This window comes from Streptomyces longisporus (assembly GCF_039532765.1).
Classification (GTDB): Bacteria; Actinomycetota; Actinomycetes; order Streptomycetales; family Streptomycetaceae; genus Streptomyces; species Streptomyces longisporus.
The window spans coordinates 130,858-153,487 of the sequence record NZ_BAAASG010000009.1 but is presented as its reverse complement, the minus strand read 5'-3'; the positions used below and the strand labels follow the sequence as shown (position 1 = coordinate 153,487).

The following is a 22,630-nucleotide window of genomic DNA, read 5'->3' as shown; positions in this document are numbered from 1 at the left end:
AGGACGAGGCCGTCAGGCCGAAAGCGGGGGTCTGGGGGCGCAGCCCCCAGGGACTACGCCTCCCGACGGTGCCGCCCGCCACTCGCCTCAGCCCCCGCGGCAGCGGAATCCGCAGCGGCCCGCTCCTTCTCGGCCCGCTCCTCCGCCTCCATCTCCGCAAACACATCGATCGGCGCGGGCGCCTTCGCCAGGAACACCCAGGTGAGCCACACGGCCAGCAGGAACGGCGGAATCTTCAGCGCGACCAGCACCCAGCCCAACTGCGCCGTGTTCGCCCACCAGTACAGCGGGAAGAGAATCGCGCACTTGGCGAGCAGGATGAGCCCCCAGGCCCAACTGGCCTTCGCATACGCCTTTTTGCGCCCCGGATTGCGCGTCCGCCAGGAGAGGTTCTCCTTGAACACCGGCCCGAGGATCAGTCCGAGCAGCGGCACCCCGCACAGCGTCGTGACGATGTACGCCAGTGCCAGGCCCAGCGTGTAGAGCATGCCGGGGAGGTAGAAGTCCTTGGCATTGCCCGTCATCATCGCGAAGACGACACCGAAGGCGACACCGAAGACACCGCTGAACGCGTGCTTGACGGTGTCCCGCATGACCAGGCGGACCACCACGAGCAGCAGGGACACGGCGAGGGCGGCGATGGCCGACCAGTGCAGGTCCTTGTTGATCGTGAAGATGGTGACGAAGAGGAGGCCGGGCAGCACCGTCTCGACCATGCCCCGCACTCCGCCGAACGCTTCGAACAGGGCGGCCTCGGTCACCGCCCGGGCGTCGTCGGCTTGAGTGTCTTCGGTCGGCTTGTCGAGCGACGTCACCGGCTACTCCCGTCCGAGGGGTCTCAGTTCGTATTTCGGATTGAACAGCACCCGGCGGCCCCGGCTGAGCGAGACGCGGCCCGATGCGATCAGCCTGCGCCCCGGTTCTATGCCCACGATGGAGCGCCTGCCGAGCCACACCACGTCCAGGGCGGCGGAGCCGTCGAACAGCTCGGCCTCCAGGGCCGGTACGCCCGCGCGCGGCCGCAGGGTGACCGTGCGCAAGGTACCAGTAACCGTAACGATCTGTCGGTCGTGACAGTCACCGATCCGGGTGCATCCGGCGGTCTCGGTGTCCTCCCGCAGCTCCTCGGACTCCAGGTCCTCCTGCGAAGAGGAGAGCCGGTCGAGCATGCGCCGGATCCGGCCCACCGGCTTTTCGGATTGAGGAACAGCACTCATACTCTGAAGCGTACCGGGGTGCACTGACAGCTACGTACCCGCGACCCCGGCGCCCGAACCGACGCCCCTCACCTCTCGAACCGGTACCCCATCCCGGGCGCAGTGATGCTGCATCTCCCGGGGGACAACCCCCGGGCCCCCGGCCCGCCGCGCAGCTCACCTCTCAAAGCGGTAGCCCATCCCAGGCTCAGTGATGAAGTGCTCAGGGTGCGACGGGTCCGCCTCCAGCTTCCTGCGCAGCTGGGCCATGTACACCCTCAGGTAGTTCGTCTCGGTCCCGTATGACGGACCCCACACTTCCTGGAGGAGCTGCTTCTGGCTCACCAGCCGGCCCGTGTTGCGCACCAGCACCTCCAGCAGATGCCACTCGGTGGGCGTCAGCCGTACGTCCTTGCCGCCCCGGTTGACCTTCTTCGCGGCCAGGTCGACGGTGAATTCCTCGGTCTCCACGGTGGTCACGTCGTCCTCGCCGGCGCCGACCGGCTCGGCGCGGCGGACGGCGGCCCGCAGCCGGGCGAGCAGTTCGTCCATGCCGAAGGGCTTGGTGACGTAGTCGTCGGCGCCGGCGTCGAGGGCCTCGACCTTCTCGTCGGAGGTGTGCCGGGCGGACAGCACCAGGATCGGCACGCGGGTCCAGCCGCGCAGCCCGCGGATCACCTCGACGCCGTCCATGTCGGGCAGGCCCAGGTCGAGGACGACCACGTCGGGGTGGCGGGCGGCGGCGAGCTGCAGGGCGGTCGCGCCGTCGTGGGCCGCGTCGACCTCGTACTTGCGCGCCTTGAGGTTGATCACGAGGGCGCGCACGATCTGCGGCTCGTCATCGATGACCAGCACACGGGTCATGTGGCCTGCCTTTCGGGTTCCGCCGGGTGGAGAGGCTCGGGCGCGCGCGGTCCCGCCGCGCGCAGGGTGAGGACCATGCTGAGTCCGCCGCCGGGGGTGTCCTCGGCGTTGAGGGTGCCGCCCATGGCCTCGGCGAAGCCGCGCGCCACGGCGAGCCCGAGGCCCACGCCGGCTCCGCGCGGGGCGTCGCCGTAGCGCTGAAAGGGCTCGAAGATGCGCTCCTTGGCGTCGTCGGGGACGCCGGGTCCGCGGTCGACCACGCGCACCTCGACCCGGTCGGCGATGGCGCTGGCGGCGACCAGTACCGCCCGGTCCGGCGGGCTGTACTTGACGGCGTTCTCGACCAGGTTGGCCACCGACCGCTCCAGCAGGCCCGGGTCCACGTCGACCATGGGCAAGGTCTCCGGCACGTCCAGCTCGACGCTGTCCTCGGGCACTCCGACCAGCGCCATCGGTACGACCTCGTCGAGGTCGACCTCGCGGATCAGCGGGGTGACCGTGCCGGTCTGCAGACGGGACATGTCGAGGAGGTTGCCCACCAGGTGGTCGAGCCGGTCCGCGCCCTCCTCGATGCCCTCCAGCAGCTCCGCCCGGTCCTCCTCGGACCACGCCACGTCGTCCGAGCGCAAGGACGACACGGCCGCCTTGATCCCGGCCAACGGGGTACGGAGGTCATGGCTCACGGCGGCCAGCAGCGCCGTCCGGATGCGGTTGCCCTCGGCCAGCGTCCGGGCCTGTTCGGCCTCCTCCTGGAGGCGCCGGCGGTCCAGTACGACGGCCGCCTGGGCGGCGAACGCGGCCAGCACCCGGCGGTCCTCGGCGGGCAGCACCCGCCCGGTCAGCGCCAGCGCCATGTGGTCCCCGGCCGGTACGTCGACGTCCGCCTCGTCCGGCCGCCGCACCGCGGGGCCGAGGCCGGCGCGGCCCGCGCAGGTCCACGGGTCGTGGTCGCCGGCCCGCTCCAGCAGGGCCGCCGACTCCATGCCGAAGGTCTCGCGGACCCGTTCCAGGAGCTCCTCCAGGCCGGTCTCGCCACGCAGCACGTTGCCCGCGAGGAACGACAGGATCTCCGACTCGGCGCGCAGCCTGGCCGCCTGGTGGGTGCGCCGGGCGGCCAGGTCGACCACCGAGGCCACCGAGACGCCGACACCCACGAAGATCACGATGGCGACGATGTTCTTCGGGTCGGCGATGGTCCAGCGGTGCAGGGGCGGTGTGTAGAAGTAGTTCAGCAGCAGCGAGCCCAGCGCGGCCGAGGCCAGCGCGGGCAGCAGGCCGCCGAGCAGCGCCGCCGCGACCGTCACCGCCAGGAACAGCAGCATGTCGTTGGCGAGGCCGAGATGGACGGTGTTCAGGAGCACAGCGAGGACCGCGGGGCCGAGCACGCCGACCAGCCAGCCCGCGATGATCCGCGACCGGCCCAGCCGCGCCCCCCGGGCCACCGGCAGCCCGCGGCCCTTGCCCGCCTCGTCGTGCGTGATCAGGTGGACGTCGAGGTCGGGCCCCGAGTCGCGGGCGACCGTCGCGCCGACGCCGGGCCCGAAGACGTACTGCCAGCTCTTGCGCCGTGAGACACCGAGCACTATCTGGGTGGCGTTGACCCCGCGCGCGAAGGCGAGCAGCGCCGCCGGTACGTCGTCGCCGACCACGTGGTGGAAGGTGCCGCCGAGGTCCTCCACGAGGGTGCGCTGCACGGCCAGTTCCTTCGGTGAGGCGGCCGTCAGCCCGTCGCTGCTGGCTATGTAGACGGCGAGCACCTCGCCGCCCGCGCCCTTCTCGGCGAGGCGCGCGGCCCGCCGGATGAGGGTGCGGCCCTCGGGTCCGCCGGTCAGCCCGACCACGATCCGCTCCCGCGAGCCCCATATCTTCGACACCCGGTGGTCGCTGCGGTACTGCTTCAGATACTCGTCGACCCGGTCCGCCACCCACAGCAGGGCGAGCTCCCGCAGTGCGGTCAGATTGCCGGGCCGGAAGTAGTTCGACAGGGCCGCGTCGACCTTGTCGGGCTGGTAGATGTTGCCGTGCGCCATCCGCCGGCGCAGTGCCTCGGGCGACATGTCGACGAGCTCTATCTGGTCCGCCCGCCGCACCACCTCGTCCGGAACGGTCTCCCGCTGCCGTACGCTGGTGATCGACGCGACGACGTCGCCGAGCGACTCCAGGTGCTGGATGTTGACGGTCGAGACGACGTCGATGCCGGCCGCGAGCAGCTCCTCCACGTCCTGCCAGCGCTTGGCGTTGCGGGAGCCGGGGACGTTGGTGTGGGCGAGCTCGTCCACCAGGGCCACCTGGGGGCTGCGGGCGAGGACGGCGTCGACGTCCATCTCGGTGAAGGCCGCGTCCCGGTACGCCAGCTCCTTGCGGGCCACCTGCTCCAGGCCGTGCAGCATCACTTCGGTGCGCGGGCGCCCGTGGTGCTCCACGAAGGCCACGACGCAGTCGGTGCCCCGCTCCACCCGCCGGTGCGCCTCGGAGAGCATCGCGTACGTCTTGCCGACGCCCGGTGCCGCACCGAGGTAGATCCGAAGCTTGCCGCGTCCCATGGCCCCATTGTCTTCCGGTCCCTGCTGCCCACGCAGCGTCGACCTTACGGCCAGCAATCGCGACAAAAGGTCCCGTCAGCGGCATCGGAGCGGTCTTTGACGGAACTCTGACGCCGTACCGCTCAGGCCTCGGCGATCTCCCCGTCGCGCAGCTCCAGCACCCGGTCGGCGAGGTCCAGCAGGGTCGCGTCGTGGGTGGCGACCAGGGCGGTGACCTGTTCGCTGTCGACGACGGCCCGCAGCAGCTCCATGACGGCGTGCCCGGTCTCGGCGTCCAGCTGGCCGGTGGGCTCGTCGGCGACGAGGAGCGAGGGGCTGTTGGCGAGGGCGCGGGCGATGGCGACCCGCTGCTGCTGGCCGCCGGACAGCTCTCCGGGCCGCTGTGCCGCGTGGTCGGTGAGACCGACGAGGGCGAGCAGGAGCTCGACGCGCTCCTCGCGCTCGCGCACCTCGGCCCGGCGCAGCCGCATCGGCACGCCGACGTTCTCGGCGGCCGTGAGGATCGGGATCAGCCCGAAGGACTGGAACACGAAGCCGACGCGGTCGCGCCGCAGGGCCAGAAGACCGTCCTCGCCGAGCTGCGACAGGTCGAGGCCGTCGACGCTCACTCGCCCCTCGTCCGGCACGTCCAGTCCGCCGACGATGTTGAGGAGCGTCGTCTTGCCGGACCCCGAGCGGCCCTTGAGGGCCACGAGTTCGCCGCGCGGCACCTCGAAGGAGACACCGCGCAGGGCATGCACGGCGGCCGCTCCCCGGCCGTAGGACTTGTGGACGTTCTCGACCCGCACCATGGTCTCGGTGACCACCTGGCTCATGCGCCCTCCCCCGTGCAGCCGTCGGCCGGGCGCCCAGTATGGTCACCCGGCGCCCGGCCCTTCAACGGTCGGTCAGTTCGGATCGTCCCCGTGGGTGAGGGTCTCCCAGGCGACGAAGAGGTTGTTGGTGCCGGCCGGGCGCTGCTGCTCGGTCAGCGCCTGGGTGTTGCTCATCGCGATGCCGAGGCGGTTGTGCAGGGCGTTGTAGCCGACCTCGGTGACGGGCCCGAGCCCGAGCTTGAGCGAGCCGCCGCACAGCCAGCCGGGGACGGCGGCGCCCAGCTGGTACTTGGCCTGGAACCCGAGCGCCTGCCGCAGCCGTTCGCCGACGTCGGTGCCGTACAGGTCCTGGCCCTGGATCCGGCTGGTCTCGGCGACGTGCGAGATCGCGGAGATGCCGTATCCCGTGTGGGTGAAGTCGCGGCAGGTCTCCTGGGTGAGCCCGGTGACGAAGGTGGACTGCCCCTGCCAGTAGCCGACGATCTTCGCCTTGGTGTCGAGGTTCTGTCCGGGCACGGTCTTGGGCAGCTCGCCGTCCGAGGAGAGATAGACATAGGCGGCGGTACGGGTCCGGAACTTCGCCATGGCCTTGTCGTACGACGCCTTGTCCTCGAGGAAGACGGAGATGCCGACCGCGGCCTCCATCATGGACAGCTCCCAATTGCCGTTGGAGTCGGAGCCGTTGATGATCTCGGGGAGGTAGACGTTGCGGAGCATGGTCGCGAAACGGCCGGAGTTCGCCCAGCTGCCGGTGTACGTGTACTTGATGATCTCGGCGGCCTTCGGCCAGGTGGAGCCCGCCCAGCCGGTCTGCAGGGGCGCGTTGCTGTTGGTGTGCTCCTTGATCACGGCGGACCAGGCGTCCATCAGCTCGATCGACTTCTTGGCGTACCGGTCGTCGCGGGTGATGTACCAGGCGAGTGCGTCGGTGTACGCGGCGATCGCGTCCTGGCGCTCGTCCGTGCAGCCGTGGTCGGGGTTGGAGTAGGAGCCGCATTCGACGGTCGCGCGGGGTTTCGGCGTGCGGTTCAGGTCGGCGTACTTGCTCGCCATCATCTGGTCGAAGGCGCCCTTCCAGGGCTGGGCGCCCGCGTTCACCTGGGTCCGCACGAAGTCCAACTGCGCCTTGGAGACGGTGACTCCGGGGTGCACGAAGGCGGCGGGGGCGGCGTCGGCATGGCGGGCCGCGGGCCAGGTGATCATGCACACGACAAGCACGGAGGCGGTTGTAAGGAATGCGGTACGGCGCATCTAGGGGCCATCCGTTCTCTTATATGAACGATGAGCGCCTCTATGAACTCAGGCGTTGAGCGGAGACCGTAGGTACAGACCAATTCGCCGTCAAGGGTCCGCGCACGAAGTCAGGGGCGGACATACGAAAAAGGGCCGCACCCCGCCTGGGGTACGGCCCTTTTCGCAAGCTGCGCCTACCGGACCTCGGTGATCTCCGGTCCGCGCTGCAGCTGCCCCATGCCGCCGGAGAAGCGCGAGCCCTCCTCCTGCTGGACGCCCTCGGGGACCATCTGGGCGTCGTTCGGCAGCTTCAGGACGATCGGGTCGCGGGGCGCCATCGGGCCCTCGCCGCGGACCACGACCGTGTCCCGGAAGATCTGCTCGAGCAGGCCTGCCGCCTGCGGCTGCACCGCGCCCTGGCCGGAGATCACACCGCGCAGGAACCAGCGGGGACCGTCCACACCGACGAACCGCACGACCTGGAAACCGCCCGTGCCGTCCGGCAGCTGCACCGGCACCTGGGCGCGCAGCTCCCAGCCCAGCGGGCCCTCGACCTCGTCGATGATGCCACCCTGCTGGGTGATGCCGGAGCCGATCTCCTCGCGCACCTCGGCCCAGATGCCCTCGCGCTTGGGGGCGGCGAAGGCCTGCAGCTGGATGGCGCTGTCGCGCAGCACGACGGTCGCCGCGACGATCGCGTCGCCCGCCACCTCGACCCGCAGCTCCATGCCGTCGACGCCGGGCACGAACAGCCCGCCCAGGTCCACCCGGCCCTCGGCCGGATCGCGCACCTCGGAGTCGTCCCAGGGCCCGTCCGGCCGCGGCTCGGGCTCGAGCCTCACGCGCTCACGCTCGCCCTCTTCGTCGTCCGCCTCAGTGTCGACAAAGTCGACGACCTGCTCGGCCTCGCCGGCCGCGTCCTCGGCGGCACCCTTCTTCTTGCGACGTCCGAACACGTCACTGTCCTTCCCGGTCGGATACGACCGAAGCGTATCGATTCCCACCCGTAGCGCCGCCCACGGCGGCCTGACCGCTTGTGCTGCTCGTTCCGGCCACCGCCGCATGACCTCCGGTGGACCCGAAGCCCCCTTCGGCCCGCGCCGAGCCGGGAAGCTCCGCGACCTCCTGGAAGCGGACCCTCTCGACCTGCTGGACGACCAGTTGGGCAATCCGGTCGAAGCGCTCGAACCGCACGGCCTCGCGCGGGTCGAGATTCACCACGATCACCTTGATCTCCCCACGGTACCCGGCATCAACCGTCCCCGGGGCATTCACCAGGGCGACACCGCAGTGGGCGGCGAGCCCGGACCGCGGGTGCACGAAGGCCGCGTACCCCTCCGGGAGGGCGATCGACACCCCCGTGGGCAGCACGGCCCGCTCGCCCGGCTGCAGTTCACACTCCTCGGTGGTCCGCAGATCGGCGCCCGCGTCACCGGGATGTGCGTAGGACGGGAGCGGTACGTCGGGGTCGACGCGCCGGATCGGTACGTTCACGGGGTCACGGCTCACGGGTTCACCTCGAACGCGCGTGCGCGCCGCCTCTGGTCCGGGTCGTCCATGGCGGCGCGGATCTCCTCCGGGCGGCCGTTGTCGATGAAGTGGTCGACCTTCACCTCGATGAACAGCGCGTCGGCGCGCAGGGCCACGGGCCCGTCCGGGCCGCCGATGCGTCCGGTGGCGGACGAGTAGATCTTGCGGCCCGCCACCGCCGTGACCTCGGCCTCCAGATACAGCACCGTCCCGACCGGAACGGGCCGCACGAAGTCCGTCTCCAGCCGTCCGGTCACGGCGATCGTCCTGAGCAGCCAGTTCAGCGAGCCGAGGGTCTCGTCCAGGGCGGTGGCCAGCACCCCGCCGTGGGCCAGTCCGGGCGCCCCCTGGTGAGCGGGCTGGACGGTGAACTCCGCGGTGATCGTGACACCTTCACCGGCCCGCGCCTCCAGGTGCAGTCCGTGGGGCTGCCCGCCGCCGCATCCGAAACACTGTTCGTAGTGGGCACCGAGCAGCTCACCGGGCGCGGGAGCATCAGGATGCCGCACCGGTTTCACCGCGTCGGCGGGAGGCTGAAGAGCTGGGGAAGTACCACTCACAGCCGCAGACCTTACCCGCGCGTCCACCGAATCCGGACACCATGCCAAGCTTGGCTGCATGCAGCTCTCCGCCACCCCTTACGAAGAACGCCTCACCGCCCCCCGCTCGTGGTGGCTGATCTCCTTCCTGGTGGGTGTCTCCTTCGCCCTGATCCTGCTGCCCTTCGGCACCCTGCCGCTGCTCGGCGGCCTGGTCGGCGGCACGGCGGCGATGGCGGTCGCGGCGAGCGCATACGGCTCGGTGCGCATCCGGGTGGTGGGTGGCTCGCTGATCGCGGGCGAGGCGAAGATCCCGGTGACGGCGCTGGGCGAGGCGGAGGTGCTGGATCCGGAGGAGGCACGCGCCTGGCGCACCTACAAGGCCGACACCCGCGCCTTCCTCCTGCTGCGCGCCTACATCCCCACGGCGCTGCGCGTGGAGGTCACCGATCCCGAGGACCCGACGCCGTATCTGTACCTGTCGACGCGGGAGCCGGAGCGCCTGGCTCAGGCGCTGAGGACGGCCAGGGAGGCCGTGGCGTAACCCCGCTCAGCCCGCTGAGCCCTCCCCCAGCTCCAGCGGCCGCTCGGGGGCTTCCAGGGGCGGGAGTCCGGCGAGTGCGTCCCAGGGCACCTGGATCTTTCTCAGGTCCGCCCGGATCCGCGCCGCGAGCCTCTTGGTGTCCCGGCGGTTCATGACCGCCCCCACGGCGGCTCCCACCATGAAGGGCATGAGGTTCGGCAGGTCGCGGACCATGCGCTTCATGATCTGCTGACGCAGTTCGCGCTTCATGGGGCCGTTCAGCGCGGAGCTCACGGTCGACGGCTTGGTCACGTCGATCCCGCGCTCTCCCGACCAGGAGTTGAGATACGCGGTGCTGCGCTGCTTGAGGTTGCCGGGCGGGCGTGCGCCGTAGACCTCGTGGAGTTCGGCGATCAGTTTCAGCTCGATCGCCGCGACCCCGGTGATCTCGGCGGCCAATTCCGTCGGCATCGCGGGCGGTACGGGAAGCATCGCCGCCGCTCCGATACCCGCGCCGACCGTGGAGGTGGCGGCCGCCGCACCCGCCACGAGCTTGTCCGCGAGCTGCTCGGGCCCCAGCCCCGGGAACTGTCTGCGGAGCGCCGCGAGGTCTCGGACGGGGATCCGCGGGGCGTTCTCGATGATCCGGTCCGCGACATACGCCAGGCCCGCCCTGGCGGCGCTGCCGCTCCTGCGGACGCCTTCCCTGGCCTTGTCGCGGATCACCGCGGCCCGTCTGGCGCCGGGCACGCGTGTCCGCGGCGGGGCCGGGAGGTCAACCCGGCCGGCCGCCGGTTCGAGCGAGGCCGATCCTGTGGGCCCTGTCGTACCCGGTGTCGCACCGGATGGGCCCCGCTCGTCGTCACGCGCGCCGTGAGGGCCGCCGGGCGGCCCTTCGTCCGCTCCCGGCAAAAGGGAGCGGCGCTTCCAAGGAGGGGTCGAGCCGGTCACGGCCGACCCGGCCTCAGTCGCAGTCGCGGCAGATCGGCTGACCGTTCTTCTCGCGGGCCAGCTGGCTGCGGTGGTGCACCAGGAAGCAGCTCATGCAGGTGAACTCGTCCTGCTGCTTCGGCAGCACCCGGACGGCCAACTCCTCGTTCGAGAGGTCCGCGCCGGGCAGCTCCAGGCCTTCTGCGGCCTCGAACTCGTCGACGTCCACAGCGGAGGTCGACTTGTCGTTACGCCTGGCCTTGAGCTCTTCAAGGCTGTCCGAGTCGACGTCGTCGTCGGTCTTGCGTGGGGTGTCGTAATCCGTTGCCATGTCGCTCTCCCCCTCTGGGTGTCTGCGGTGTCTCCAGCGCACGTAACGCGTGAGAGGCCGGACTTGTGCCCGACCCGAGGCGGAGATTTTGCCTCACATCAAGGTCTGTTACTCAATCGACACCCAACCGGACTCCTCAAGAGTGATCGGCTTGGATGGCGAACGGGACCGTACACGGTCCCCCTACCGCACTTCAAAGGCGCCTCACCCTGTACTTCCCGTGATCAGGACACCCGAAAACCCGGATTTTCCCGGCTTTACGGCGGCCCCCATGATCACGGAGAGTAGACGGCTGGAAAATCGCCCTTGTGATCGATCACACATGGGATGCTCCATCCGGCGGCCAGAAAATTCCGCGCAAAGCGAACATCCCCGTGTGTCGGCGACATGATCTCAGATCGGCAGCGCGACGCGCATCACGAGGCCACCCCCCTCGCGGGGCTGGGCCGAAATGTGCCCGCCGTGGGCCCGGGCCACCGACCGGGCGATGGAAAGACCGAGGCCGACGCCCTTGTCGCTGCCCGTGCGCTCCGTGCGCAGCCGCCGGAACGGCTCGAAGAGGTTGTCGATCTCGTACGCCGGTACCACCGGTCCGGTGTTCGAGACCACCAGGACCGCCTGGCCGTGCTGGACCTCGGTGGTGACCTCGACCCAGCCGTCCTCCGGCACGTTGTACCGCACGGCGTTCTGAACCAGGTTCAGCGCGATCCGCTCCAGGAGGACGCCGTTGCCCTGCACGACCGCGGGCTTCAGCTCGCCGCGGATCACCACGCCCTTGGCGTCCGCCTCCGAGCGCACCTGGTCGACGGCCTGCTCGGCGACCTCGGCGAGGTCCACCGGCTTGCGCTCGACGATCTGGTTGTCGCTGCGGGCGAGCAGCAGCAGGCCCTCGACGAGCTGCTCACTGCGCTCGTTGGTGGCCAGCAGCGTCTTGCCGAGCTGGTGCAGCTCCGCCGGCGCGTTCGGGTCGGACAGGTGCACCTCGAGCAGCGTGCGGTTGATCGCGAGGGGTGTGCGCAGCTCGTGCGAGGCGTTGCCGACGAAGCGCTGCTGGGCGGTGAAGGCACGCTGCAGGCGCTCCAGCATGTCGTCGAAGGTGTCGGCCAGCTCCTTGATCTCGTCGTCCGGGCCGTCCAGCTCGATCCGCCGGGACAGGTCCGAGCCGGCCACCGCGCGGGCGGTGCGAAGGATCCGGCCGAGCGGGGAGAGCACCCGGCCGGCCATGGCGTAGCCGAAGGCGAAGGCGATGATCGCGAGGCCGAGGAGAGCGAGCAGGGAGCGGCTGAGCAGGTCGTCGAGGGCGTGCTGGCGCTGGATGGCGTCGCAGTTCTTGAGGATCGAGGCGACCTCGCTCAGCGGTGCCGAGTTCACCGCGGGGCAGGTGGTGCTGGTGATGTCGAAGTTGCCGGACACCGAGAACGCCTGGCCACTGCCCTCGTGGAGGGCCTGGGCCGCCAGCAGATAGATGATCGACAGCAGCAGGATGCCGGCGATCAGGAACATGCCGCCGTACAGGAGCGTGAGGCGTATGCGGATGGTCGGGCGCAGCCAGGGGAACGGTGGCTCGGGCTTCCTGGGGTCCCAGGTGGGCTTGGGGGGTGCCGTGGGGAGAGCGGGTGTTGCGGCCATCGCGCATCAGATCCGGTAGCCGGAGCCGGGCACTGTGACGATCACGGGCGGCTCGCCCAGCTTGCGGCGCAAGGTCATGACGGTCACGCGCACGACGTTCGTGAACGGGTCGGTGTTCTCGTCCCAGGCCTTCTCCAGGAGCTGCTCGGCGGAGACGACGGCGCCCTCGGAGCGCATCAGCACCTCCAGGACGGCGAATTCCTTGGGGGCGAGCTGCACCTCCTTGCCGTCGCGGAAGACCTCGCGGCGGTTGGGGTCGAGCTTGATGCCGGCACGCTCCAGGACGGGCGGCAGCGGCACACTCGTGCGCCGGCCGAGGGCACGCACGCGTGCGATGAGCTCACTGAACGCGAAGGGCTTGGGGAGATAGTCGTCGGCGCCGATCTCCAGGCCCTCGACGCGGTCGCTGACGTCGCCGGAGGCGGTGAGCATCAGCACGCGCGTGGGCATGCCGAGTTCCACGATCTTGCGGCAGACGTCGTCGCCGTGGACGAGCGGGAGGTCGCGGTCGAGGACGACCACGTCGTAGTCGTTGACGCCGATGCGCTCCAGGGCGGCCGCACCGTCGTACACGACGTCGACGGCCATGGCCTCCCGGCGCAGTCCGGTGGCCACCGCATCGGCGAGCAGCTGCTCGTCCTCGACGACGAGTACGCGCACGTCGCTTGTCCTTCCTGTGTCCACCCGCGTAGCGCCTGCAAGGGCACACGCGGGCAGGGGTCTTCATGACTGTGTGCCTCCATCCTGCCCTTTTCGGTCATAAGTCGGCGGTAAGGCGGGTGGGCGGAGGATGAGCGCAGGATGAAGGACAGGTGTGAGACCCGGGAATGCGAGATTTTCTCGCCGGGTTGAGGTTTCCGTGGAAGGAAGCGGGGGGAGGACGGTTCATACCCCGCGATCACGCTCTGCTAGTGCCGCAGCACCATGCGGCACGGCGCAATCCGCTTTCCGCAGAGTGGGCGTGGGTGTCCGGCACCGTCGCCACCCCCGGCGCCCGTGTGCCGGGCACCTGATGGAGACGTGATCGCCCCTTCCCAACCGGCACACCCCCGTGCCACCGACCCACGACCCAGGACGAGGGGGCGCAGCATGGACGCATTCACCGCAGGACTTCTGCAGCGCATAAGGACGACCGAGTCCGACCTGACGCGGGCTCGCGACGAGGGCGACGACTTCCTCGTCGAGGTGGAGCAGGGCGAGCTCGACGACCTGCGCCGCCTCGCCGCCGAGCACGGTGTGGAGGTCGGCGCCTAGCGTCTGCGTCTGATCAGCGCGTACGTACGACAGCATGCCCCCGGCGAATCCAGCGCCGGGGGCATGCTTTTTGGGTTGTGGGCGTTGGACGCCCTGTGCCGCAGTCAGTCGTGCCAGGCCCCGAAGTCCTCCAGGAGGCGCTGGAGGGGCTCGAAGACGCCCGGGGTACCGGCGATCGTCAGGGCGTGTGCGGGGCGCTCTCCGGGGCGTCCACCGGTCAGCGCGCCCGCTTCCCGGGCGATGAGGTCGCCGGCCGCGAGGTCCCAGGGGTGCAGCCCGCGCTCGTAGTACCCGTCGAGGCGGCCCGCCGCGAGGTCGCACAGGTCGACGGCGGCCGAGCCGCCGCGCCGGATGTCGCGCAGCAGGGGGATCAGCTTCTGCGCGACCTCGGCCTGGTGGGTGCGGACCTCGGTGACGTAGTTGAAGCCCGTGGAGACCAGGGCCTGGTCGAGGGGCGGCGCGGGGCGGCAGGCCAGCTCGCGCTCGCCCTCCCAGGCGCCCGTGGCGCGCGCTCCGCCGCCGCGGACCGCGTGGAACGTCTCCCCGCGCATCGGGACCGCGACGACCCCGACGACGGTCTCGCCGTCCTGCTCGGCCGCGATGGAGACGGCCCAAGTGGGCAGTCCGTACAGGTAGTTGACCGTGCCGTCGAGCGGGTCGATCACCCAGCGGATCCCGCTGGTGCCCTCGGTGGAGGCGCCCTCCTCTCCGAGGAAGCCGTCGTCCGGGCGGTGCTCGGAGATCAGGTCCGTGATCAGCTTCTCCGCCGCGATGTCCATCTCGGTGACCACGTCGATCGGGCTCGACTTGGTCGCGGCGACCGCGAGGTCGGCCGGACGGCCGTCCCGCAGCAGCGCCCCGGCCCGGCGGGCGGCCTCCTGGGCCAGTGCGAGCAGTTCCTGATGCAGGGGGTCGGTCACGGGGCTCCTCACGCGTAGGGGCTGTCGACGCCCGCGGCGGCCGGGCGGGGGGCACGGGCCGGGCAGCAGCCGACCGGGCAGACGTTGTGGCTCGCGCCCAGCGTGCCCAGGGCACAGGGCGTGACCTCCTCGCCGCGCTCCACGGACGCCCGCTCCAGGACGAGGTCGCGGATCGCGGCGGCGAAGCGCGGGTCGGCGCCGACGGTGGCCGAGCGGCGCATCGGCAGACCCAGCTCCTCGGCCTTCGCCTTGGCCTCCGTGTCGAGGTCGTAGAGGACCTCCATGTGGTCGGAGACGAAGCCGATGGGGGCGATGACGACCGCCGGGACGCCGGCCGCGTGCCGCTCCTCCAGGTGGTCGCAGATGTCGGGCTCCAGCCACGGGATGTGCGGGGCTCCGGAGCGCGACTGGTAGACGAGCTGCCAGGGGTGGTCGATGCCGGTGCGCTCGCGGACCGCGTCGGCGATCAGCTGAGCGACCTCCAGGTGCTGCTCGACGTACGCGCCGCCCTCGCCGTGGTCCTCGACCGGGCCGGAGGTGTCCGCGGACGCGGTGGGGATCGAGTGCGTCGAGAACGCGAGGTGCGCGCCGTCCCGGACGTCCTCGGGCAGGTCGGCCAGGGACCGCAGGACGCCCTCGATCATGGGCTCCAGGAAGCCCTCGTGGTTGAAGTAGTGCCGGATCTTGTCGATCTTCGGCAGCTCCAGACCCTCGGCCTCCAGCTCGGCGAGCGAGTCGGCGAGGTTCTCGCGGTACTGGCGGCAGCCCGAGTACGAGGCGTAGGCGCTGGTGGCGAGAACCAGGATGCGGCGGTGGCCGTCGGCGACCATCTCGCGCAGGGTGTCCGTCAGGTAGGGCGCCCAGTTGCGATTGCCCCAGTGGATCGGCAGGTCCAGGCCGTGGTCCGCGAAGTCCTTGCGGAGGGCGTCCAGGAGGGCGCGGTTCTGGTCGTTGATGGGGCTGACCCCGCCGAACCGGAAGTAGTGCTGCCCGACTTCCTTCAGGCGTTCCTTGGGGATGCCGCGCCCGCGCGTCACGTTCTCCAGGAACGGGACCACGTCGTCCGGGCCCTCCGGGCCGCCGAACGAGAGCAGGAGCAGGGCGTCGTAGGGGGTGGCATCGAGCGCGTCTGACATGGGTCGATCCTGCCACCCGGCACTGACAGCCGGGAAACGGCGGGGTGACGAGCGGGGGCGGGCCGCATTCCGGACGCGTTCACCCGCCGCATTGCCGGGTGCATTAGGGTGACCCCACTCGTAAGCTGTATCAGCTGTATTCGCACCTTACTGAGCTCCAGCCAGCACTTTCGTCTTTCCGTCGTCAGCACCTTTCTGAGCCGCAGCCATCGGAGACCCCGTGCCCAGCCCCTATCGCGCCCTGTTCGCCGCCCCCGGCACCAAGGGCTTCTCCGCCGCGGGCCTCCTCGGCCGGATGCCGCTGTCGATGATGGGCATCGGCGTGGTCACGATGATCTCCCAGCTCACCGGGCGCTACGGGCTCGCGGGCGGCCTGTCGGCGACCATCGCGCTCGCGGCCGCGGCGATCGGGCCGCAGATCTCCCGGCTGGTGGACCAGTACGGGCAGCGCAGGGTCCTGCGGCCCGCGACGCTCGTCGCGCTCGCCTCGGCGGCCGGGCTGCTGCTCGCCGCGCACTTCCGGTGGCCGGACTGGGTGCTGTTCGTGTGCGCCGCCGGCATCGGCTCGGTGCCGAGCCTCGGCGCGATGATCCGCGCCCGCTGGGCCGCCCTGTACCGGGGCACTCCGCAGCTGCACACCGCGTACTCCTTCGAGTCGGTGGTGGACGAGGTGTGCTTCATCTTCGGGCCGATCATCTCCATCGGCCTGTCCACGGCCTGGTTCCCGGAGGCGGGGCCGCTGCTCGCCGCCTGCTTCCTGGCGACCGGCGTGTTCTGGCTGACCGCCCAGCGTGCCACCGAGCCCGAGCCGCATCCCCGGGAGAAGCACGGCGGCGGTACCGCACTACGCGCGCGTGGCCTGCAAGTGCTGGTGGCCACCTTCGCGGCGACCGGGACGATCTTCGGTTCCGTCGACGTGGTCACCGTGGCCTTCGCCGACGAGCGGGGACACAAGGCGGCCGCGAGCGTCGTACTCGCCCTGTATGCGGCGGGTTCCTGCGTGGCGGGGGTCGTGTTCGGGCTGCTGCACTTCAAGGGGGCGCCCGCACGCCGCTGGCTGCTGGGCATATGCGTGATGGCCGTGAGTATGATCCCCCTCCTACTGGTCGGAAACTTGCCGTTTCTGGCCGTGGCGCTGTTCGTTGCGGGTCTGTCCATCGCTCCCACGATGATCACGACGATGTCCCTCATCGAAGAGCACGTACCACGCGCACAGTTGACCGAGGGCATGACCTGGGTGAGCACCGGCCTCGCGGTCGGCGTCGCACTCGGCTCCTCGGTCGCCGGCTGGGTCATCGACGCGGCCGGTGCACGTGCCGGGTACGGGGTTCCGGCGGTGTCCGGGGCCGTCGCGGTCACGGTCGGTTTCCTGGGGTACCGCCGGCTCAGCAGGCCGGCTCCGCGTCGGGGAGGCACCGTTGAGCAGCACAGCGAGCGGGAAGAACGGCACGTGGCGTAACTGGGGCGGCAACGTCACGGCCCGTCCCGCGCGGGAGGTCGAGCCGGCCTCCGTGGAGGAACTGTCGGCGGCCGTACGGCAGGCCGCTCAGGACGGGCTGACCGTGAAGGCCGTCGGCACCGGGCACTCCTTCACGTCCATCGCCGCCACCGACGGTGTGTTGATCCGCCCTCAACTGTTGACCGGTATCCGCAAGATTGATCGCGAGGCCATGACGGTCACGGTGGAGGCCGGCACCCCGCTCAAGAGGCTCAACATGGCGCTGGCCCGCGAGGGTCTTTCGCTGACCAACATGGGCGACATCATGGAGCAGACGGTCTCCGGCGCCACCAGCACGGGCACGCACGGCACCGGCCGCGAGTCGGCCTCGATAGCCGCCCAGATCAAGGGACTTGAGCTGGTCACGGCCGACGGCTCGGTGCTCACCTGCTCCGAGAAGGAGAATGCGGACGTCTTCGCGGCCGCCCGGATCGGGCTCGGCGCCCTCGGCATCGTCACCGCGATCACCTTCGCCGTGGAGCCGATCTTCCTGCTCACCGCGCGCGAGGAACCGATGCCCTTCGACAGGGTGCTCGCCGAGTTCGACCAACTGTGGGCCGAGAACGAGCACTTCGAGTTCTACTGGTTCCCGCACACCGGCTCCACCAACACCAAGCGCAACAACCGCAGCGCGGGCCCCGAGAAGCCGGTGAGCCAGATCGCGGGCTGGTTCGAGGACGAGTTCCTCTCCAACGGCGTCTTCCAGGTCGCCCAGTGGGTCGGCCGGGCGGCGCCCGCGACCGTCCCGACGATCGCCCAGATCTCCAGCAAGGCCCTCTCCGCGCGCACGTACACCGACATTCCGTACAAGGTCTTCACGTCACCGCGCCGGGTGCGCTTCGTGGAGATGGAGTACGCCGTCCCGCGCGAGGCGCTCGCCGAGACGCTGCGCGAACTGAAGACGATGGTGGAACGCTCCGGCCTGCGGGTCAGCTTCCCCGTCGAGGTGCGCACGGCGCCCGCCGACGACATCACGCTGTCCACGGCATCGGGCCGCGACAGTGCGTACATCGCCGTCCATATGTTCCGGGGGACGCCTTATCAGGCGTACTTCACCGCCGCCGAGCGCATCTTCACCGCGCACGAGGGCCGACCGCACTGGGGCAAGGTGCACACGCGGGACGCCGAGTACTTCTCCGGGGTCTATCCGCGCTTCGGCGAGTTCACCGCACTGCGGGACCGGCTCGACCCGGACCGGCGCTTCCAGAACGACTACCTGCGGCGGGTGTTGGGGCCGTAGCCATTGGTTCCGTTTCTGCCGATTCCGTGAAGTACGCCACGTTCAAGATCCCGAATACCCCGCAACGGGCGGCCGGGTCCGGTCCGTTGCCAGAAGTTGGGCGGCGCGCCAATCCACGCACGTGGCCCGAATGGAGTACTGTTGCGAGCCCTGGGTCCGGTCTCCCGCCAGGGCGTCCGTGACCTTCAAGGACCGCCGGGAGGGGGCTAGTTGCACAGGGTGACGGAGTTGGTCACTTAGCGTTGCGAATAGGTAACCGTGCCATAACGGCGATCCAGGGCCCTGGCCCGACACGCCGGGCAACTCGGCAAGGTTGTGGCAGGCTGCACCCGGGCAGGCCACACTCGACTAGCGGAAGCAGCGACGCACGTGACGTCGGCAGGCACCACCCGGGAGGTCCCCATGCCCGAACTGCGTGTCGTGGCCGTCTCGAATGACGGCACACGGCTGGTGCTGAAGGCTGCCGACGCAACGGAGTACACGCTTCCGATCGACGAACGGTTGCGCGCCGCCGTCCGCGGCGACCGGCCCCGCCTCGGCCAGATCGAGATCGAGGTGGAGAGCCATCTCCGCCCCCGTGACATCCAGGCGCGTATACGCGCCGGTGCCTCCGCTGAAGAAGTCGCCCAGCTCGCCGGCATCCCCGTCGACCGCGTACGGCGCTTCGAGGGCCCGGTGCTCGCGGAGCGCGCGTTCATGGCCGAGCGGGCCCGCAAGACACCCGTCCGCCGGCCCGGTGAGAACGCCGGACCCCAGCTCGGCGAGGCCGTCCAGGAGCGGCTGCTGCTGCGCGGTGCCGAGAAGGACACCGTGCAGTGGGATTCGTGGCGCCGCGACGACGGCACCTGGGAGGTCCTGCTGGTCTACCGGGTCGCGGGCGAACCGCACTCGGCGAGCTGGACGTACGACCCGCCCCGGCGGCTCGTCCAGGCCGTCGACGAGGAGGCGCGCTCGCTGATCGGCGAGTCCGAGGATCTCGCGGCGCCGGAGCCCAGCTTTCCGTTCGTGCCACGCATCGCACGGCTGCCGCGGGACCGCCCGCTGGACCGTGCCCTCGACCGGCCGAGCCTGCCGGCGCAGGCCTCCGAGCCCGCAGAGGAGAGCGCGGGGGAACGGGACTCGCTGACCAGCCTGCTGGAAGCGGTACCGAGCTTCCGCGGCGATCTGGTGGTCCCGGAGCGTCCCGCGGAGGCCTCGCCCCCGCCGCCACCGCCGGAGGAGCCCGCCGCAGCCGAACCCGAGGAGGAGGAGCCCCCGGCTCCCGCGGCCTCGGCCGGTTCCGCCTACGCGGACGTCCTCATGCCCCGCTCGGTCACCAGCCATCGTGACCGCCTCGTCGGCGCCACGGACCGCCAGGCCGAGGCCGACGGCGTCCGCCCGGGCCGCCGCGCGGCGGTCCCCAGCTGGGACGAGATCGTGTTCGGCACCCGCCGCAAGAAACAGGAGTAGCCGACCGCACGCCAACGAGGGCCGCGCCGACCGAGCGCGGCCCTCACTCATGCAGGGCCTGCGAGCAGTGCGTACCGCACGGGGGCGGCCCCGACCACCTGCGCAGCCGGCGGGCATGCTGCCACTCGGGGCGGCATGCCCAGTCGTCCCACACAGAGCGGCACCCGACTCACCGCCTGCCCAGCCTGCGGCAGTCGTGCCACTCGTGGCGGCACCTGCCCACAGCCTGCGCGCAGTCGCCCCGCACACAGCGGCACCCGACTCACCGCCTGCCCAGCCCGCGGGCAACGTGCCCCACAGAGCGCCACGCGACCGCCACCTGCGCAGCCTGCGGCAGTCGTGCCACTCGTGGCACCACCTGAGCCACCACGTGCGCAGCCTGCACGCAGTCGCGCCACTCAGGGCAGCACCCAGCCCGCCACCTGCCTAGCCTGCAGGCCACTCGGGACGCCACCCGACCCACCCCCTGCGCAGCCCGCGCGCAGTCGTCCCGCACACAGCGGCACCCCACCAACCGCCCGCCTAGCCTGCCGGGCATTCGTGCCGCTTCAGGCAGCACCCGACCTTGCGCAGCCGCCGGGCCACTCGGGGCACCACCCGACCCACCCCCCTGCGCAGCCCGCGCGCAGTCGCACCACCAGGGCAGCACCCAGCCCGCCACCCGCCTAGCCTGCAGGCCACTCCGGACGCCACCCGACCCACCCCCCCTGCGCAGCCCGCGCGCAGTCGCACCACTCAGGGCAGCACCCAGCCCGCCACCTGCCTAGCCTGCAGGCCACTCGGGACACCACCCGCCCCACCCCCTGCGCAGCCTGCACGCAGTCACGCCACCCAGGGCAGCACCCAGCCCGCCACCTGCATAGCCTGCGGGCAACTGGGGCCGCCATCCGACCCACCCCCTCCGCAGCCTGCACGCAGTCACGCCACCCAGGGCAGCGCCCGGTCTTGCGTAGCCTGCGGGCATTCGTGCCGCTGGGGCGGCTCGCGAGCCAAGGAGAGGCGGCGCCCGGCCAGTGCCGGCGAGCGAGGCCGCCCCGACAGCAGCCCAGGTCTACTGAGGATCAGCCCCCACGGCGACCGGCCGGGACGGATCCGACGACCACTCCGACCACGAGCCCACGTACAGCGCCGCATCGATCCCCGCGACCGCCAGCGCCAGCACCTCGTGCGCCCCGGAGACGCCCGAGCCGCAGTACACGCCGACCGGCGAACCGTCCGCCGCGCCAAGCGCCTTGAACCGCTCGGCGAGTTCCTCCGCCGGCAGGAACCGGCCGTCCGCCCCCACGTTCTCGTTCGTGGGCGCCGACACCGCCCCGGGAATGTGCCCGCCGACCCGGTCGATCGGCTCCACCTCCCCGCGATACCGCTCCCCCGCCCGCGCGTCGAACAGCACCCCGGCCCGCGCCAGCGCCGCCGCGCCATCGGCGTCCAGCAGCCCCGCCCCACCCGCAACCGGCTCGAAGTCGCCCTCCGCCGGCGCGGGCGCCGACGTCTCCAGCGGCCCCTCCCAGGACGGCAACCCGCCGTCGAGGACTCGCACGTCCGGGTGACCCGTCCAGCGCAGCAGCCACCAGGCACGGGCCGCGGCCCAGCCCTGTCCGCCGTCGTACACGATCACCGGTGTCCCGGCCGAGACACCCGCCCGTCGCATCGCGGCGCCGAAGACGCCGAGGTCGGGCAGCGGGTGGCGGCCGCGTTCGCCGGGCGCGGAGGCGAGCTCCGAGTCCAGGTCGACGTAGACGGCACCGGGGAGGTGCCCGGCCTCGTACTCGGCCCGGCCGTCGAAGGGCGGCTCGCCGGCCGCCTTGGCCACGCTGAGCTGCCAGCGGACATCGAGCAGCACGGGCGGGCGCGGCCCCGCGAGCTCGCTCGCGAGTTCGGAAGCGGAGATGATGGCGTTCATGGCCCCCATCCTTGCGCACCGGGTGGCCGCATCGTCCATGTCCGGCTACTCTGCTCGGCCGGACAGACCCGATCACGAGGCGTACGGGTTCGGGCACATGCTGTACAGCTGACCGACACCCGTCGGCAATCGCACAGAAACGGACGACAAACCGCACACCGGGCATCCTCCTGGCATGCGGCGCGCCCGGAGCGCGCGGTCGCATCTGTGGTGCGAGCATCTGCACGGAGATCCGGAGTGCGGAAGCGACACGGCGACCGCGAGGGGTCGAGGAGAGAGTTGACGATGACGGAGGCACGGGGGTCGGCCGGCCCGAACAGCGAGACGCACGCTCGGCACGCGCCCGGCACACCCTGCTGGGTGAGCCTGATGGTGCATGGTCTGGCCGCGACCCAGGACTTCTACGGTGCGCTGTTCGGCTGGGAGTTCCAGCCGGGCCCCCAGCAGCTCGGCCCGTACGCGCGAGCCCTGCTCGACGGCTACGAGGTGGCCGGCATCGGCCAACTGCCGCCGGACCGCCATCTGCCGATCGCCTGGACGCCCTACCTCGCCTCGGACGACGTGGACCAGACCGCGGAGACGGTGCGGCTGTGCGGCGGCACGATCGGGGTGGGGCCCCTGGACGCCGCCGAGGCCGGCCGTCTCGCGATCGGTTCGGACCCCGTCGGCGCCGTCTTCGGCATCTGGCAGGCGGCCGAGCACCTCGGCACGGCTCTCACGGGCGTACCCGGCACCCCGGCCTGGAACGAGCTGCTGACCTTCGAGTCGGCGAGCGTGGCCAAGTTCTACGAGACGGTCTTCGGCTACGAGGAGGAGCCGGTCGTCTCCGCCGACTTCGACTACGTGAGCCTGCACATCGAGGGCCGCCCGGTCGCCGGCATCCACGGCGTGGGCACCGCCCTGCCGCGCGACCGGGGCCCGCACTGGATCACGTACTTCGAAGTCGCCGACACGGACGACGCGGTCGTCCGCCTCGTGGACCTGGGGGGCCACGTCCTCAAGTCCCCGAGGGACAGCGCCCACGGGCGCGTTGCCACGGTCGCCGACCCGGAGGGCGCCCGCTTCTCACTGATCCAGAGCCCCCGCTGACGGCAGGG

22 protein-coding genes are annotated in these 22,630 nt (G+C 71.1%); 6 read left to right on the top strand and 16 right to left on the bottom strand.

Annotation, left to right across the window (positions count from 1 at the left end):
- Positions 1-53 precede the first annotated feature (53 nt).
- The 9 genes from ABD355_RS19685 to ABD355_RS19645 all read right to left on the bottom strand — a co-directional run bounded on the left by ABD355_RS19685 (position 54) and on the right by ABD355_RS19645 (position 8,741).
- Entirely contained in the window at positions 54-815 is a 762-nt protein-coding gene (locus ABD355_RS19685) for a DUF3159 domain-containing protein (RefSeq protein WP_344401778.1), read from the bottom strand.
- A gap of 3 nt (positions 816-818) precedes the next feature.
- Positions 819-1,217, bottom strand: coding sequence for a single stranded DNA-binding domain-containing protein (locus ABD355_RS19680; protein WP_115909545.1), 399 nt, complete (start codon positions 1,215-1,217; stop codon positions 819-821).
- A gap of 156 nt (positions 1,218-1,373) precedes the next feature.
- Positions 1,374-2,060 (bottom strand): response regulator, encoded by a 687-nt coding sequence (locus ABD355_RS19675; RefSeq protein ID WP_344401777.1) that lies wholly within the window; start codon positions 2,058-2,060, stop codon positions 1,374-1,376.
- The gene (locus ABD355_RS19670) at positions 2,057-4,603 is read right to left on the bottom strand and encodes a DUF4118 domain-containing protein (protein ID WP_344401776.1); all 2,547 of its coding nucleotides are present in this window, start codon (positions 4,601-4,603) and stop codon (positions 2,057-2,059) included. Before ABD355_RS19670 ends, ABD355_RS19675 begins: the two co-directional genes overlap by 4 nt.
- Positions 4,604-4,725: 122 nt before the next feature.
- The gene (locus ABD355_RS19665; protein ID WP_344401775.1) at positions 4,726-5,418 is read right to left on the bottom strand and encodes an ABC transporter ATP-binding protein; all 693 of its coding nucleotides are present in this window, start codon (positions 5,416-5,418) and stop codon (positions 4,726-4,728) included.
- A 72-nt stretch (positions 5,419-5,490) separates the two neighbouring features.
- Positions 5,491-6,621 carry an alginate lyase family protein gene (locus ABD355_RS19660; RefSeq protein ID WP_344401774.1) on the bottom strand — a complete coding sequence of 377 codons (1,131 nt, stop codon included), beginning with the start codon at positions 6,619-6,621 and terminating at the stop codon, positions 5,491-5,493.
- 224 nt (positions 6,622-6,845) lie between these two features.
- On the bottom strand, positions 6,846-7,607 hold the full coding sequence (locus ABD355_RS19655) for a DUF3710 domain-containing protein (protein ID WP_344401773.1): 762 nt from the start codon (positions 7,605-7,607) through the stop codon (positions 6,846-6,848).
- 1 nt (position 7,608) lies between these two features.
- Positions 7,609-8,160, bottom strand: a complete 552-nt coding sequence (dut, locus tag ABD355_RS19650; protein ID WP_344401772.1) for a dUTP diphosphatase — start codon at positions 8,158-8,160, stop codon at positions 7,609-7,611.
- On the bottom strand, positions 8,157-8,741 hold the full coding sequence (locus tag ABD355_RS19645; RefSeq protein ID WP_344401771.1) for a PaaI family thioesterase: 585 nt from the start codon (positions 8,739-8,741) through the stop codon (positions 8,157-8,159). The genes dut and ABD355_RS19645 overlap by 4 nt, the downstream gene beginning before the upstream one ends.
- A 58-nt stretch (positions 8,742-8,799) precedes the next feature.
- Here ABD355_RS19645 and ABD355_RS19640 point away from each other — a divergent pair, with 58 nt between their 5' ends.
- On the top strand, positions 8,800-9,264 hold the full coding sequence (locus ABD355_RS19640) for a DUF3093 family protein (RefSeq protein WP_099931840.1): 465 nt from the start codon (positions 8,800-8,802) through the stop codon (positions 9,262-9,264).
- Positions 9,265-9,270: 6 nt separating this feature from the next.
- Here ABD355_RS19640 and ABD355_RS19635 read toward each other — a convergent pair whose 3' ends face one another.
- The 4 genes from ABD355_RS19635 to ABD355_RS19620 all read right to left on the bottom strand — a co-directional run bounded on the left by ABD355_RS19635 (position 9,271) and on the right by ABD355_RS19620 (position 12,793).
- Complete coding sequence (locus tag ABD355_RS19635) at positions 9,271-10,194, bottom strand: hypothetical protein (protein WP_344401770.1); 924 nt, start codon at positions 10,192-10,194, stop codon at positions 9,271-9,273.
- Between the two features lie 13 nt (positions 10,195-10,207).
- Positions 10,208-10,504, bottom strand: a complete 297-nt coding sequence (locus ABD355_RS19630; protein ID WP_005481602.1) for a DUF4193 domain-containing protein — start codon at positions 10,502-10,504, stop codon at positions 10,208-10,210.
- 393 nt (positions 10,505-10,897) lie between these two features.
- On the bottom strand, positions 10,898-12,133 hold the full coding sequence (locus ABD355_RS19625) for a sensor histidine kinase (protein ID WP_344401769.1): 1,236 nt from the start codon (positions 12,131-12,133) through the stop codon (positions 10,898-10,900).
- 6 nt (positions 12,134-12,139) lie between these two features.
- Entirely contained in the window at positions 12,140-12,793 is a 654-nt protein-coding gene (locus ABD355_RS19620; protein ID WP_003993508.1) for a response regulator transcription factor, read from the bottom strand.
- Between the two features lie 429 nt (positions 12,794-13,222).
- On the opposite strand from ABD355_RS19620, the gene ABD355_RS19615 reads away from it, so the two are divergent.
- On the top strand, positions 13,223-13,387 hold the full coding sequence (locus ABD355_RS19615; protein ID WP_016432180.1) for a hypothetical protein: 165 nt from the start codon (positions 13,223-13,225) through the stop codon (positions 13,385-13,387).
- A gap of 104 nt (positions 13,388-13,491) precedes the next feature.
- On the opposite strand, the gene ABD355_RS19610 is transcribed toward ABD355_RS19615, so the two are convergent.
- Positions 13,492-14,307: an inositol monophosphatase family protein gene (locus ABD355_RS19610; RefSeq protein WP_344401768.1), complete on the bottom strand. Its 816-nt coding sequence runs from the start codon at positions 14,305-14,307 to the stop codon at positions 13,492-13,494.
- 8 nt (positions 14,308-14,315) lie between these two features.
- Positions 14,316-15,443 (bottom strand): ferrochelatase, encoded by a 1,128-nt coding sequence (locus tag ABD355_RS19605; RefSeq protein ID WP_344401767.1) that lies wholly within the window; start codon positions 15,441-15,443, stop codon positions 14,316-14,318.
- 220 nt (positions 15,444-15,663) lie between these two features.
- On the opposite strand from ABD355_RS19605, the gene ABD355_RS19600 reads away from it, so the two are divergent.
- The 3 genes from ABD355_RS19600 to sepH all read left to right on the top strand — a co-directional run bounded on the left by ABD355_RS19600 (position 15,664) and on the right by sepH (position 19,630).
- Entirely contained in the window at positions 15,664-16,902 is a 1,239-nt protein-coding gene (locus tag ABD355_RS19600; protein ID WP_344401766.1) for an MFS transporter, read from the top strand.
- Positions 16,862-18,181 carry a D-arabinono-1,4-lactone oxidase gene (locus ABD355_RS19595; protein WP_344401765.1) on the top strand — a complete coding sequence of 440 codons (1,320 nt, stop codon included), beginning with the start codon at positions 16,862-16,864 and terminating at the stop codon, positions 18,179-18,181. The genes ABD355_RS19600 and ABD355_RS19595 overlap by 41 nt, the downstream gene beginning before the upstream one ends.
- A 402-nt stretch (positions 18,182-18,583) precedes the next feature.
- Positions 18,584-19,630: a septation protein SepH gene (sepH, locus tag ABD355_RS19590; RefSeq protein WP_344401764.1), complete on the top strand. Its 1,047-nt coding sequence runs from the start codon at positions 18,584-18,586 to the stop codon at positions 19,628-19,630.
- 1,051 nt (positions 19,631-20,681) lie between these two features.
- Here sepH and ABD355_RS19585 read toward each other — a convergent pair.
- The gene (locus ABD355_RS19585) at positions 20,682-21,542 is read right to left on the bottom strand and encodes a sulfurtransferase (protein ID WP_344402059.1); all 861 of its coding nucleotides are present in this window, start codon (positions 21,540-21,542) and stop codon (positions 20,682-20,684) included.
- A 276-nt stretch (positions 21,543-21,818) separates the two neighbouring features.
- On the opposite strand from ABD355_RS19585, the gene ABD355_RS19580 reads away from it, so the two are divergent.
- Complete coding sequence (locus ABD355_RS19580) at positions 21,819-22,622, top strand: VOC family protein (protein WP_344401763.1); 804 nt, start codon at positions 21,819-21,821, stop codon at positions 22,620-22,622.
- The last annotated feature ends 8 nt before the right edge of the window (positions 22,623-22,630 follow it).

Coding starts and splice junctions, on each gene's coding strand:
- ABD355_RS19585 (WP_344402059.1), bottom strand. CDS start 21,542: ATGGGGGCCATGAACGCCATCATCTCCGCTTCCGAACTCGCGAGCGAG.
- ABD355_RS19625 (WP_344401769.1), bottom strand. CDS start 12,133: ATGGCCGCAACACCCGCTCTCCCCACGGCACCCCCCAAGCCCACCTGG.
- sepH (WP_344401764.1), top strand. CDS start 18,584: ATGCCCGAACTGCGTGTCGTGGCCGTCTCGAATGACGGCACACGGCTG.
- ABD355_RS19630 (WP_005481602.1), bottom strand. CDS start 10,504: ATGGCAACGGATTACGACACCCCACGCAAGACCGACGACGACGTCGAC.
- ABD355_RS19580 (WP_344401763.1), top strand. CDS start 21,819: ATGACGGAGGCACGGGGGTCGGCCGGCCCGAACAGCGAGACGCACGCT.
- ABD355_RS19660 (WP_344401774.1), bottom strand. CDS start 6,621: ATGATCACCTGGCCCGCGGCCCGCCATGCCGACGCCGCCCCCGCCGCC.
- ABD355_RS19680 (WP_115909545.1), bottom strand. CDS start 1,217: ATGAGTGCTGTTCCTCAATCCGAAAAGCCGGTGGGCCGGATCCGGCGC.
- ABD355_RS19615 (WP_016432180.1), top strand. CDS start 13,223: ATGGACGCATTCACCGCAGGACTTCTGCAGCGCATAAGGACGACCGAG.
- ABD355_RS19675 (WP_344401777.1), bottom strand. CDS start 2,060: ATGACCCGTGTGCTGGTCATCGATGACGAGCCGCAGATCGTGCGCGCC.
- ABD355_RS19640 (WP_099931840.1), top strand. CDS start 8,800: ATGCAGCTCTCCGCCACCCCTTACGAAGAACGCCTCACCGCCCCCCGC.
- ABD355_RS19670 (WP_344401776.1), bottom strand. CDS start 4,603: ATGGGACGCGGCAAGCTTCGGATCTACCTCGGTGCGGCACCGGGCGTC.
- ABD355_RS19605 (WP_344401767.1), bottom strand. CDS start 15,443: ATGTCAGACGCGCTCGATGCCACCCCCTACGACGCCCTGCTCCTGCTC.
- ABD355_RS19665 (WP_344401775.1), bottom strand. CDS start 5,418: ATGAGCCAGGTGGTCACCGAGACCATGGTGCGGGTCGAGAACGTCCAC.